We start from the raw sequence: 12,242 nt of genomic DNA, 5'->3' as shown, positions 1-12,242 counted from the left end.
TGCGGCGACTCAGCCGATATCTACTTTATCGGCAAACTCGCATAAATCCTCAATCACGCAGCTGCCACAGCGCGGCTTGCGTGCCACGCAGGTATAGCGGCCGTGCAGGATCAGCCAATGGTGGGCATCCTGGCGAAACTCCCGGGGTACATGGCGCATCAGCTTCTTCTCGACTTCCAGCACGTCTTTGCCGGGCGCGATGCCGGTCCGGTTCGAGACCCGGAAGATATGGGTGTCGACGGCGATGGTGGGCTGGCCGAAGGCGGTATTGAGGATGACGTTAGCGGTCTTGCGTCCGACCCCCGGCAGGGCTTCCAGGGCCTTGCGGGTGGTCGGTACCTCGCCACCGTGACGGTCGACCAGCAGCCGGCAGGTCTTCATCAGATTCTCGGCCTTGGTGTTATATAGCCCGATGGTCTTGATGTGTTCCTTGAGGCCATCAAGTCCCAGCGCGAGGATGGCCTCGGGGGTGTTAGCCTCCGGGAAAAGCCGCGCAGTGGCCTTGTTGACGCCGACATCCGTGGCCTGCGCCGACAGCAGCACCGCGGCGAGCAGCTCGAAGGGCGTACTCCAGTTTAGCTCGGTGGTCGGTTCGGGCATGTGCTCGCGCAGGCGGGTGAATATCTCGTGGCGTTTATGGGCGTTCATGAGGGTTCCGTTTTTCTATTCTCGAGGGCGTCCCGAGGGCGGTGGCTGTTGTCGCAGCGTCTGTCGTTGTGATGCCGGGTAAGGCTCAGCGGATGGTGCCGGTGACCCTGACCCGCCGATTCTCGGTGGGGCTATTCGGTTGCTGTGTGGCGCGAAGACGCGCCTTGCGATCATCGATCAGGTTCTTCAGGGCGATCAGCAGTCCGGTGGCGAAAAAGGCGCCGGGAGGCAGCACCAGGAACAGGAAGTCGTAATGGGGAAAGACGGTGATGCCCCAATTGGCGGCGATCGGCCCGAATAGCAGGTCCATCTGGGTGAAGAGGGTGCCCTGGCCAAAAAGCTCGCGCACTGCGCCCAGTACCACCAGTACGGCGGCAAAGCCGAGCCCCATCATCAGGCCATCTGTGGCCGCCGGCAGCAGCGGATTCTTGGCCGCGAAGCCGTCGGCACGGCCAAGGATCGCGCAGTTGGTGACGATCAGCGGAATGAAGATGCCGAGTATCTGGTGCAGCTGATAGGTGTAGGCCTGCATCAGCAGGTCGGCGCAGGTGACGAAGGCGGCGATGATCATCACGAATGCCGGCAGGCGCACCGTCTCGGGCACATGGTGGCGAATCAGCGACACCGAGACGTTGGAGCCGACCAGCACCAGCAGAGTGGCGAGCCCCAGGCCCAGGGCATTGACGACGCTGCCGCTGACCGCGAGCAGCGGGCACAGGCCCAGTAACTGCACCAGCGCCGGGTTGTTGGACCACAGGCCGTTGCGGGCGAGTTCATTGAACTGGCTCATGGCATTGCTTCCTGCTGTTCGGCGTCGGGGGTTGGTGTGTCGGGCATGTCGCCAAACAGGCGCTCATGGTGATCGCGCACATAGCCAAGGCTGCGATGCACGGCGTCCACCACGGCACGAGGAGTGATGGTGGCGCCGGTAAAGGCGTCGAAGTCGCCGCCGTCCTTGGTCACCGCCCAACCGCTTGGCCCGGGGTCGCCGAGGCTGTGGCCGGTGAAGTCCTCGATCCAGTCGCTCTTGCGTGACTCGATGGCATCGCCCAGTCCAGGCGTTTCCTGGTGGCGAGTCACCCGCACCCCACTGATGGTGCCCGACGCGGTGATGCCTACCAGCAGCTCGATGTCACCGCTGTAGCCGTTGGGGGCGATCACCGGCAGTACCACGGCGGCGGCGTCCTGGCGGCCTTCCCCTTGGTTGACTTGCTTGGATGCTCGCCATGCCGTGAAGGAGGCCATCTGCCCCAGCGCAGGGCTCGCCGGCAGCGTGAAGGCGGCGTCGACAAGGCGCTGGATATCGACATCGGCCAGCTCCTCAGGCAACACCTCCACAAGCTGGCTATGTTGGCTTGCCTGGCGATTATCGGCGATGCGCTCGGCGGTCAAGGCGCGTGTGCCGGCGACGATGCCTGCGGTGAGCATGGCAAAGAGCCCCAGGCCTACGGCGGCTCTGAGAATGGCGCGGCGCATTGGCGCACTACGGCGAGCTTGGTGATGGGAGGCATCGTCTTGCGGCGCATCCTGGCGGTGAGAGGGCGTGCTCATGAAGCCTCCTCGTCGTCGAGCCTGGTGACCTTGATGCCGCGATTGGGCCGGGCATGGCCCTGAGTGCGGGGCTGGGTGTAGTAGTCGATGAAGGGCACTGTGAAGTTCATCAGCAGCACGGCGAAGGCCACCGCATCCGGGTAGGCACCGGCCTCACGGATCAGCATGACCAGCACGCCAATGCCGGCGCCGTAGTAGAGCTTGCCCTTGCGGCTGGTCGCCGCACTGACCGGATCGGTGGCAATGAAGAAGGCGCCGAACACGGCGGCCCCGCTCAGCCAGTGAAAGGCCGGCGAGCCATGGTGGCTGGGGTCGACGGCATACGAAAAGCCGGCCAGCACGCCCATGGCCGTCAGCATCGACAGCGGGATCTGCCAACCGATCAAGCGCTTGTAGAGCAGCAGCGCACCGCCGGCAAGCCAGGCCAGGGCCACGTTTCGCCAGGCCGCCTGGGTGCCGTCGGGCAAGGGATTCGAGGCCCAGAACTCGCTGGCGAGCAGGGCATCGGGCTTGTGCTTGAAGGCGTCCAGCGGGGTGGCGCCGCTCCAGGCGTCAACGCCGGGGCCGGTGTTCATACCGGAGCTCATGCCAGTGACGCGGGCCAGCAGCTCGCCCAGAGACAGGCCGTCCGCGCTCAGCAGCCCGTGGGGAGCCGCCCACTGCGTCATGGCGGCCGGGAAGCTGATCAGCAGTAGCGCGTAGCCCACCATCGCCGGATTGAAGGGGTTCTGGCCAAGGCCGCCATAGAGCTGCTTGGCGACCACGATAGCCGCCACCATGCCGACCAGGATCAGCCATAGGCTGGTGCCCGGTGGCAGTGAAGCGCCGAGCAAGACGCCGGTCACCAGGGCGCTATTGTCGGCGAGCACCGGGCGAACCGTGCGGCGGCGCAGGCGCAGTACCAGTGCCTCCAGGCCGATACCGAAGGCACCGGCCAGCAGCACGTTGGAAAGCACCCCCAGGCCAAAGTGCCAGGTTAGGGTCGCGATGCCGGGCAGGGTCGACAGCAGCAGCCAGGCCATGACTCGGCCAGTGTCGGTGGGCTGTCGGCTCACCTGGCTTTGATGCATCAGGCTCATGGGGTGCGCTCCTGATCGGTGTCCGCTGATCGGCTTGGTGGGGTAGGCGCTTGAGTGGTGCCTGCTGCAGCGTCCTTGGCCGCAGCCAGGCGCGCCTCAATGGCGGCGAGATTCTCCCGGGCGGTGGCAAGCTGCACCTCGAGATCCTCGATTTCGCCATCACTCTGTCCCTGAGGCTGCCCCTTGTGGCTCGTCGACTGGCTGACCCGGGCGAGGACTTTTTCTGCCTTGCGCACGGCGGCCTTGGCCGCAGCCTGGGCGATGCGCAACGATTTGAGGTCGGCATCTGCCGTTGCCGGCTGTGGCTGCGCCGTCGATTCGGCAGCAGACGTGGTGGAATTGGCGGCCATGCTGGTGGGGCGTTTCGCGGCCTGGGCCCGCGCTTGGCGCCTCGCTTCCTTCTCGGCCGCCTCACGCTCGATGCGGGCTTGGCGAAACTCGAAGCGATGCTTGGCATGCTCGGCCTTGCGGGCCTCGAAGGCGTTGGCGCGGATCTCGCTCTTGGCGGCGCGGTAGTAATCCACCAGCGGGATGTGGCTTGGGCAGACGTAGCTACAGGCGCCGCACTCGATGCAGTCGAAGAGGTTGAACAGTTCTGCCTTTTCGTGCTCTCGGGACCTGGCGAACCAGTAGAGCTGCTGAGGTAGCAGACCGGCCGGGCAGGCATCTTCACAGGCGCCGCAGCGGATGCAGGGCTGCTCGGCGGGCGGTGGCGGCAGCTCATCAAGCGTGGCGGCGATCAGGCAGTTGCTAGATTTGACCACCGGCAGGTCGAGGCGCGAGAGCTCCATGCCCATCATGGGCCCGCCCATTATCAACCGGGCGAGCCGGTCATCATCGAGGCCTGCAGTGGCAAGCAGTTCATTCATCGGCGTACCCAGGCGGGCCTCGACGTTGCCGGGGCGTGCCAGGGCTTCACCGGTCAGGGTGATAACGCGCGATACCAGCGGGCGCCCGTCGCGCACGGCCTGCAGAGCGGCAAGCAGGGTGCCGGGATTGTGGCAAAGCACGCCGATATCGGCCGGCAGGCCCCTACTTGGCACCTCGCGATCGAGCAGTCGCTTGATCAGCTGTTTTTCGCCGCCGCTAGGGTAGCGGGCGGGAAAGGGCTTGAGGCTGATGGGAAGGGGGTGCGCCTGGCCGGCTGCGATGCCCCGCTCTAGGGCCCTTATCGCCTCGGGCTTGTCATCTTCGATGCCGATGATGATGCGCTGGGCGCCGCTCAGCTTCGCTATCAGCCGGGCGCCTTCCAGCACGTCGGCGGCATGCTCACGCAGGGCCATGTCATCGGCGCTGATATAGGGCTCACACTCGGCGGCATTGACGATCAGGGTGTCGATGGCGTTTCGCTCGCGGACTCTGGCTTTCACCTGGGTAGGAAATCCCGCGCCACCCAGGCCCACCACGCCGGAGGCATCGAGACGGGCGTGCAGGGTAGCGTGATCGGCGCGGCGCCAATCGAGTGACGGCAGCAGTGCCCAGTCGTCGCGGATACCATCGCCCTCGATCACGATGCAGGTCTCCTCGCGGCCTGCAGGGTGTGGGACCGGATAGGAGCCGATGGCAACGACCTCGCCGGTGATGCTGGCATGCACATCGGCGCTGATCAGGCCCTGTGCTTTGGCCACGCGGGTGCCGGTGTCGACCCGCTGCCCCACTTCCACGCAGGGCTCGGCGGGCTGGCCGGCGTGCTGTCCTAGCGGCAGTATCACCCGACGCGGCAGGGCGGCCGTGGCGATGCGGTGCTGAGTGGAGGCTGCCTTGCGCGCAGGAGGATGAATGCCGCCGGGGAAGTCGAAGGCCCTAGCCATGGGTGGCCTCCTGGCGTGGCGTATGGGGTGGTTGCGCCCGGTCACTGGTAATTAGCAGTGCCGTCGGGCGGTGGCCGGGGCCTGCCGGCAGCGGCGGCTGCCAGGCGTCGTCGTCGCGGGGAATCATGTCGATGCAGTCCACCGGGCAGGGCTCCAGGCATAGATCGCAGCCGGTGCATTCGTCGGCGATCACGGTGTGCATGTGCTTGGCGGCGCCGAGAATGGCGTCGACCGGGCAGGCTTGAATGCACTTGGTGCAGCCGATGCACTCGTCTTCGCGGATATAGGCGACCCGTGGCGCGTCCTGGGCCTCACCATCCAGCGGCGTGGCCTCCCGACCCAGTAAATCGGCCAGGGCGGCGATGGTGGCATCGCCGCCGGGCGGACACTTGTTGATTACATCGCCCTGGCTGATGGCCTCGGCGTAGGGCTTGCAGCCGGGATAGCCGCACTGGCCGCACTGGGTCTGGGGCAGCAGGGCGTCGATGCGTTCGACCACTGGGTCGTCATCGACGCGAAAGCGCTCTCCTGCATAGCCCAGCAGGGCGCCCAAAGCGACCGACAGGCCGGCAAGGGCAAAAATGGCGGCCAGAATGCCGTGGTCGTTGATCCATTCCAGCATCATTCAGCTCTGCCCTACTTGCACGAGCCCCGAGAAGCCCATGAAGGCCAGCGACATCAGGCTCGCCGTGATCATGGCAATGGCGGCACCTCGGAAGGGGCGGGGCACATCGGCTACCGCCAGGCGCTCGCGCATGGCGGCGAAGAGCACCAGTACCAGCGAGAAGCCCAGTGCCGCGCCGAAGCCATAGAGAGCAGCTTCCATGAAGCTCGATTGACGGTTGAGCGATAGCAGTGCCACGCCGAGTACCGCACAGTTGGTGGTGATCAGCGGCAGGAAAATGCCCAGCACCTGATAAAGCAGCGGGCTGACCTTTTTCACCATCAGTTCCGTGAACTGCACGATCACCGCGATCACCATGATGAAGGCAATGGTGCGCAGATACTCGAGCCCCAGTGGGGCCAGCAGGTAGTGAAAGGTCAGGTAACTTGCCACCGAGGACAGCGTCAGTACGAAGGTGGTGGCCAGCGACATGCCCATCGCAGACTCCAGCTTGTTGGAGACCCCCATGAACGGGCAGAGACCGAGAAACTGCACCAGCACGAAGTTGTTGACCAGCGCCGTGCTGACCAGAATCAGGAAATAGTGGGTCATAGCCCGCCCATGCAGCGAGAAGTGGATAACCAAGATGGGCGCCGCCGAGCGCCGACGACGTCGAGCGGAGGATTATAGCGCGGGGGGAGTGCGCGTCATACCGGGCTGGCCATCAGCCGTCATGCCATGTCGAGATATTCGAAGGGTATGACCTGGTTGCGTCCTGAATCCTTTGCTGCGTAGAGCGCCTGGTCGCCGGACTCGATCAACTGCAAGGCACTCAAGGGGGTGTCAGGCGTGCTGCAGGCGACGCCGGCGCTGATGGTTACGACCTTGCCCGAATGCGGAATCCCCAGTGCCTCGATCTCGGCGCGTAGGCGGTCGGCCGAGTCGACTGCCGATTGCTGCGAGGTGTTGGGCAGCACCGCCATGAATTCCTCGCCGCCAGTGCGGGCGATCAGCTGTTCGGGATGATTGAAATGAGCGCTCATCACCTTGGCCAGCGCCTGCAGGCAGGCATCGCCAGCCGGGTGGCCATACTGATCGTTGAAGGCCTTGTAGTGGTCAATGTCGATGACCACCAGGGCCGTTGACTGCTCGCGTCGCTTATCCATCTTCATCGACGTTGCCAGATGTTCATCGAAGCGCCGTCGGTTGGCCAACCCGGTAAGCGGGTCCCGTTCCGAGAGTTCGACCAGTTCCGCCTTCTGCTGGCGCTGAAATTCGAGCAGCTGCTGGAATTGACGAGCCAGAATGCCTATTTCGTCGCGCCGCTTCAGGAGCGTCGCGGGAACATCGGTGCGCTCCGGGCGCCGCACCTGGCGGGTGAAGATCGCGAACAGCCGTAGCGGGTTCAGCACCATGCGCTCGAGCATCCATAGCACCAGAAGGAGCAACAGCCCCATCAGGCTCAGGGTCCAGGAAAGCCCGAGATTCATGGCCTCGATGCGACTGTTCAGGCGTTGGCGGGGCAAATCGATCTCAATGGAGAGCTGCTCGCCTCTTGGGGCCGCTGGGATGAGCCGGCTGGCACGCATGGTCTGGTCATTGAGGCGTTCCAGCTTGAGCGGCTGCTGTTGGTCGGTCGCGTGCTGCACCTCGATCGGCAGGCCCGTGCTGTTGTGCAGCTTTCTCAGCCATTCAGCGCTCATCGGACGTATCATGGCGAGCCATCCTCTGAGTGGCCCGCTGCCATCGCTGCGAAGAATGGGCTGAACGCTGACCAGGGCCTTCTGAGGGTAGGCCTGAAACCAAGTAAGGCCCTCCTTGGCGGGATCGTCGGCAATGCGTTGCTTCAAGGTTTCGAGAAAGGGGCGAGCCCACTGACACTGCGTATCGAGTGCGGCGCACCCCTCTGGCTTGCTGTCGACCGGACTTATGCCGCTTAACCAGTAAAGCTGACCTTGGGGCTTCATGAAGGCAATCATGCTCAGGTCGGCGTCCTGGAAGATGGAAACATCGCCAAGATTGGAGGCTAAAAAGTGTTGATTCCCGTCGCGCATGAACTGATAGCTGTCATCCCAGGAGGCCCAGTCTTGGCTGAGCATTTCCAGGTGGAGCATTTCGTTATCGATGGCTCGCTGTGCTCGGTCGAGCGCCTCATGAGCCTGGTTGGACTCATCCTTGAGCATCTCCGGCATGAGGGTGAAGCGCGTAAAAGCGACCAGGGTCACCAGCGCAATGATCAACAACCCCAGCAAGGCGAAGACAAAACGATAACGCAGAGAATGCAGTGCTGAGAGCATGAGTTTCCACCAGGTTGGCGTCTAGGCACTGAGAGCCTGTCATGTCGCCTGAGTGATCAATGGATGCTTGGGATGATAATCGCTTATCGGCTGGTGCGGCATTTGCTTGAATGCCTGACCCTGAAGAAAGGAAAACGCGCAGCCTTGGCTGCGCGCTGGTTGATGGATAGGGCCGTCCTTCACTTCGGTCATGCGTACCGTCCATGCAGTAGGCGCCATGGAATACCGGACATGGCGCACAGGCCTTGCTTCAGGTCACACGCTGTCCCGGCTCGGCGCCGCTGTGCGGCTCCAGCAAATAGATGCCGTCGTCGTTGCCGGCGGCCAGCACCATGCCCTCGGAGATACCGAAGCGCATCTTGCGCGGTGCCAGGTTGGCGACCATCACCGTCAGGTGCCCCTCGAGGGCCTCGGGGGCATAGGCCTTGCGGATGCCGGAGAAGACCGTGCGCGTCTCGCCGCCGAGATCGAGCGTCAGCTTGAGCAGCTTGTCGGCCCCTTCGACGTATTCCGCCTTGGCGATGCGGGCGATGCGCAGGTCGACCTTGCTGAAGTCATCGAAGCCGATTTCCTCGGCAATGGGATCATCGGCCAATGGCCCCTTGGCGGTTTCTTTCATTTTCTTCTCCTCGGCGAGGTCTTCCTTGGAGGCCTCGATCATGCCGTCGATCTTGTCGCGCTCGATGCGCGTCATCAGCGGCTTGAACTTGGCAATGGCGTGACCCAGCAGCACATCGCGGCGGCTTTCCCAGTCAAGCGACTCGAGCTGCAGGAAGGCCATGGCATCGTCAGCCATCTGGGGCACGACCGGGGCGAGGTAGACCATCAGCTGACGGAACAGGTTGATACCGACCGAACAGATGTCGAGCACCTCCTGCTCACGGCCTTCCTGCTTGGCAAGCACCCAGGGCTCGGCCTCGGCGATATAGGTATTGGCCTCGTCGGCCAGTTCCATGATCCGGCGCATGGCGCGGCCGAATTCACGGGCTTCGAACTCCTCGGCGATGGCGTCGCCGGCGGCGATGAAGCGGGCCACTAGCTGGGGTTGCGCGCAATGCGCGCTTAGCTGACCGCCGCCGAGTTTCTTGACGAAGCCGGCACAGCGGCTGGCGATATTGACCACCTTGCCCACCAGGTCCGCGTTGACCCGAGCGGCGAAGTCCTCGAGGTTCAAGTCCAGGTCATCGACGCCGGCGGTCAGCTTGGCGGCAAAGTAGTAGCGCAGATACTCGGGGTTCAGGTACTCCGCGTAGGTGGCGGCCTTGATGAAGGTGCCACGGGACTTGGACATCTTGGCGCCGTTGACGGTCACGAAGCCGTGGCAGTTGACCGCGGTAGGGGTGCGGAAGTCGGCACCGTGTAGCATCGCCGGCCAGAACAGGGCATGGAAGTAGACGATGTCCTTGCCGATGAAGTGATAGACCTCGGCATCCGAGCCGGGTTGCCAGTAGCTGTCGAAATCCAGGCCTTCGCGCTCGCAGAGATTCTGGAAGCTGGCCAGGTAGCCGATCGGTGCGTCGAGCCATACGTAGAAGTACTTGCCCGGTGCATCGGGGATCTCGAAGCCAAAGTAGGGCGCATCGCGCGAGATATCCCACTCGTTGAAGCCGGATTCGAACCATTCCAGCAACTTGTTGCGGATCTGCGGCTGCACATGGCCGTCATTGATCCACCCCTGCATGAAGTCGGCAAAATCAGGCAGCTTGAAGAAATAGTGAGTCGAGCTTCTCACCTCAGGAGTAGCGCCCGAGATCGCCGAGACGGGGTCGATCAGCTCTGCCGGGGTATAGGTCGCGCCGCAGGCCTCACAGTTGTCGCCGTACTGATCATCGGTCTTGCATTTGGGGCAGGTGCCTTTGATGAAACGGTCGGCCAGGAAAAGGCCCTTGATCGGGTCATACATCTGCTCGATGTCACGGGTCGCGATATGGCCCTTCTCGCGAAGCCGGGTATAGATCAGCTCGCTGAAATGGCGGTTTTCCGGCGAGTGAGTCGAATGATAGTTGTCGAACCCGACGCCGAAGCGGGCGAAGTCGTCCTGGTGGTCGCGGGAAACCCGCTCGATCAGGGCCTCGGATGTGATGCCTTCCTGTTCTGCGCGCAGCATGATGGCCGTACCATGGGCGTCGTCGGCGCAGACGTAGTGGCACTGGTGCCCGCGACTTTTCTGGAAGCGCACCCAGATATCGGTCTGAATGTACTCCAGTAGGTGGCCAAGGTGGATGGCACCGTTGGCGTAGGGCAGGGCGCTGGTGACCAGGATCTTGCGCGAAGGGTTGGCGGTGTTCGACGCGGAATTCGACATAGTGGCGCGGGGTTCCCGTAACGTAGTGCGTGAGGGACTGGAGGCCTCGTGTCGGAAGCGGCCTCTGCTGCCGGGCAGTGTCCCTGACGTGATGACCATGAAATCAGCCGAAGATTGTAGCATTTTCGCCGCTGCCTGCATCCGCCGTCGGTATCTGGGTGTCGGTGACGAGCGACGTTTGGCCTGCTTCATGCCAAGGGGTAGAGTGCCTCTACGTTGCCTGAGGCAGGATCTACGGATTCAGGTCGTGCCCGGCAGACTCATCGTTCTGACATCACGCATGGCTCAGTGATTCTTCACATGAGGTAAATATCTATGCGTTTCACTCCTATCCTGCCCCTGCTGGCACTGACGACCCTGATCGCCGGCTGCGCTGGCGGTGCTATCGCGCCCAACTACACCAGCCAGAACCCCGATATCATGCGCATTGGCAATGAGCGCCCGGCAGATCCACAGGTCAAGACGGAAGACCTCGGCTCCTACTGCATCAAGGTCACCGAGACCTGGAATGAGCAGGGCAAGACGCCTGACGGTAAGACGCTGTGGGCGTTAGACACTCAGCGTAGCGTGGTGCCCTGTAACTGAGGCCCGCCTACCGGCTAATCCGCCAATATAATCGAAGGCCCGCGGCAACTTGTGCCGCGGGCCTTTTTACTGGTGTCTTGCCTGTGCGCTTGGTGAGATAGTCAAACCAGAGACAGCAGCGCGCAGGTCAGTAGATCATTGTCGTAGTAGGGCGCGCTGTCTTCGCTGATCAGTCGGGTATCGATCATGGCAATGCCCCGTTCGGCCCAGCGTCCGGCCAGTTCCTCTATCGAGATATCCAAGGCGTAGTCGCCGCCTCGACTGTCGAGGAGCACGAAGTTCAGAAGCTCACCGGTCGGGGTGGCGTCACCGGCATCCAGGCGTAACTGACCCAGTAGCGTATCGACCTGGCGCTCGAGGCTCATGCCAAGCTGCTCGGGGTCAGTTCCGGTATTGGGAATGAACACCTTGGGGCTGGCATTGTCGCGGATTGCCTGACCCACGCCTGCCGGCAGCAGGTTGGCGATCAAGCTCGAGTAGAAACTGCCGGGGGGAAAGCAGATCAGCTCTGCCGACGCGATCAGTCGGCGGTTCTTCTCACGCAGTTTGGCGGTGACGGGCTCATTGGCATCCGGCTGTCGGGATAGGCCGAGATGGACGATCGGCGAGTCGAGCGGTGCCACTTCCTTGCCGGTGAGCCGGTGTTGGCCGAGCAGGGTATCGCCGTTTTGCAGCTGGGCCGCCAGATGATAATCCCGGTTGACGATCGCCCGAACGGTGCCGCGCACGTGCACCAGCTTGGAAAACAGGAAGATGATCGGGTCCAGGTGCTGATGGTTGTTGAGGTAGCCGCCGGCCAGGATCAGGTTGCCGATACTGGCCCCGCGCAGGTCGAAGTCGTCCGGCTTGGCGGCGCAGAAATACCCGAGCTGGTGGCGAATCAGCTTGCGCATCGGATTGGCTATGTCGCGCATCAGGGGGTCGCTGCCATCGGCCAAGGCCGCCAGCATCCGCTCCAGCTCCAGGGCTGGCCGGTCCTTGGGCAGGCGATACTGGAATAGGCGGTAGACCTCCGGGTGGCCAAGTATCGAGTCGTCGGCCAAGGCCATCAGGCGGCTGCGCAGGTCACCGATGGCCGGCATGCGAAACGCATCGCGCAGCTTGGCGGAACTGCCGCCGGAGTCGAACGGCGTGACCAGGTGAATCGAGTTATGCGTGTAGTGCTGCAGGTTCTTGGACAGGCCGTTGAGTGCTGACCCGCCGCTGAAGAAGAGCAGCCGTGGGCCGAGTTCGGGGGTTTTCTGGCAGCGCCGGATCCGCAACGGGTCCGGGACTTGGGCATTGCGTGTGACCCTGACATTGATCATCTTGGCGTCCTGAAGCGTGGCGCTATCCGTGAATGGCAACGATCATCCACGCCAG

General features: G+C 63.3%; 12 protein-coding genes. 1 reads left to right on the top strand and 11 read right to left on the bottom strand.

Annotated elements, in window-relative coordinates:
* Positions 1 to 9 precede the first annotated feature (9 nt).
* The 10 genes from nth to metG form a co-directional block, all read right to left on the bottom strand.
* Positions 10 to 648 (bottom strand): endonuclease III, encoded by a 639-nt coding sequence (gene nth / locus BLR71_RS06595; RefSeq protein WP_092524329.1) that lies wholly within the window; start codon positions 646 to 648, stop codon positions 10 to 12.
* An 85-nt stretch (positions 649 to 733) separates the two neighbouring features.
* Positions 734 to 1,438, bottom strand: coding sequence for an electron transport complex subunit E (locus tag BLR71_RS06590; protein ID WP_092524327.1), 705 nt, complete (start codon positions 1,436 to 1,438; stop codon positions 734 to 736).
* Positions 1,435 to 2,199: an electron transport complex subunit RsxG gene (gene rsxG, locus BLR71_RS06585; protein ID WP_340147959.1), complete on the bottom strand. Its 765-nt coding sequence runs from the start codon at positions 2,197 to 2,199 to the stop codon at positions 1,435 to 1,437. The genes BLR71_RS06590 and rsxG overlap by 4 nt, the downstream gene beginning before the upstream one ends.
* Entirely contained in the window at positions 2,196 to 3,278 is a 1,083-nt protein-coding gene (locus tag BLR71_RS06580) for an RnfABCDGE type electron transport complex subunit D (protein WP_092524325.1), read from the bottom strand. The genes rsxG and BLR71_RS06580 overlap by 4 nt, the downstream gene beginning before the upstream one ends.
* Positions 3,275 to 5,089 (bottom strand): electron transport complex subunit RsxC, encoded by a 1,815-nt coding sequence (rsxC, locus tag BLR71_RS06575; protein WP_092524323.1) that lies wholly within the window; start codon positions 5,087 to 5,089, stop codon positions 3,275 to 3,277. Before rsxC ends, BLR71_RS06580 begins: the two co-directional genes overlap by 4 nt.
* On the bottom strand, positions 5,082 to 5,711 hold the full coding sequence (gene rsxB / locus BLR71_RS06570; RefSeq protein WP_092524463.1) for an electron transport complex subunit RsxB: 630 nt from the start codon (positions 5,709 to 5,711) through the stop codon (positions 5,082 to 5,084). The genes rsxC and rsxB overlap by 8 nt, the downstream gene beginning before the upstream one ends.
* Positions 5,712 to 5,714: 3 nt before the next feature.
* Positions 5,715 to 6,305 (bottom strand): electron transport complex subunit RsxA, encoded by a 591-nt coding sequence (gene rsxA / locus BLR71_RS06565; protein WP_092524321.1) that lies wholly within the window; start codon positions 6,303 to 6,305, stop codon positions 5,715 to 5,717.
* A gap of 119 nt (positions 6,306 to 6,424) precedes the next feature.
* On the bottom strand, positions 6,425 to 7,990 hold the full coding sequence (locus BLR71_RS06560) for a sensor domain-containing diguanylate cyclase (protein ID WP_092524319.1): 1,566 nt from the start codon (positions 7,988 to 7,990) through the stop codon (positions 6,425 to 6,427).
* 39 nt (positions 7,991 to 8,029) lie between these two features.
* Positions 8,030 to 8,182, bottom strand: a complete 153-nt coding sequence (locus tag BLR71_RS17610) for a hypothetical protein (RefSeq protein WP_175491622.1) — start codon at positions 8,180 to 8,182, stop codon at positions 8,030 to 8,032.
* A 58-nt stretch (positions 8,183 to 8,240) separates the two neighbouring features.
* Positions 8,241 to 10,295, bottom strand: coding sequence for a methionine--tRNA ligase (gene metG, locus BLR71_RS06555; protein ID WP_092524317.1), 2,055 nt, complete (start codon positions 10,293 to 10,295; stop codon positions 8,241 to 8,243).
* 315 nt (positions 10,296 to 10,610) lie between these two features.
* Between metG and BLR71_RS06550 the strand changes: the two genes are divergently transcribed.
* The gene (locus BLR71_RS06550) at positions 10,611 to 10,880 is read left to right on the top strand and encodes a hypothetical protein (RefSeq protein ID WP_092524315.1); all 270 of its coding nucleotides are present in this window, start codon (positions 10,611 to 10,613) and stop codon (positions 10,878 to 10,880) included.
* A gap of 101 nt (positions 10,881 to 10,981) precedes the next feature.
* Here the strand turns inward: BLR71_RS06550 and BLR71_RS06545 are convergent, their stop codons facing one another.
* Entirely contained in the window at positions 10,982 to 12,226 is a 1,245-nt protein-coding gene (locus BLR71_RS06545; RefSeq protein WP_245696361.1) for a GAK system CofD-like protein, read from the bottom strand.
* Positions 12,227 to 12,242: the final 16 nt, after the last annotated feature.

Origin of the sequence: Onishia taeanensis, assembly GCF_900100755.1 — a bacterium.
Classification (GTDB): domain Bacteria; phylum Pseudomonadota; class Gammaproteobacteria; order Pseudomonadales; family Halomonadaceae; genus Onishia; species Onishia taeanensis.
The sequence above is the reverse complement of the archived record's forward strand: the minus strand, read 5'-3'. Positions and strand labels throughout refer to the sequence as shown.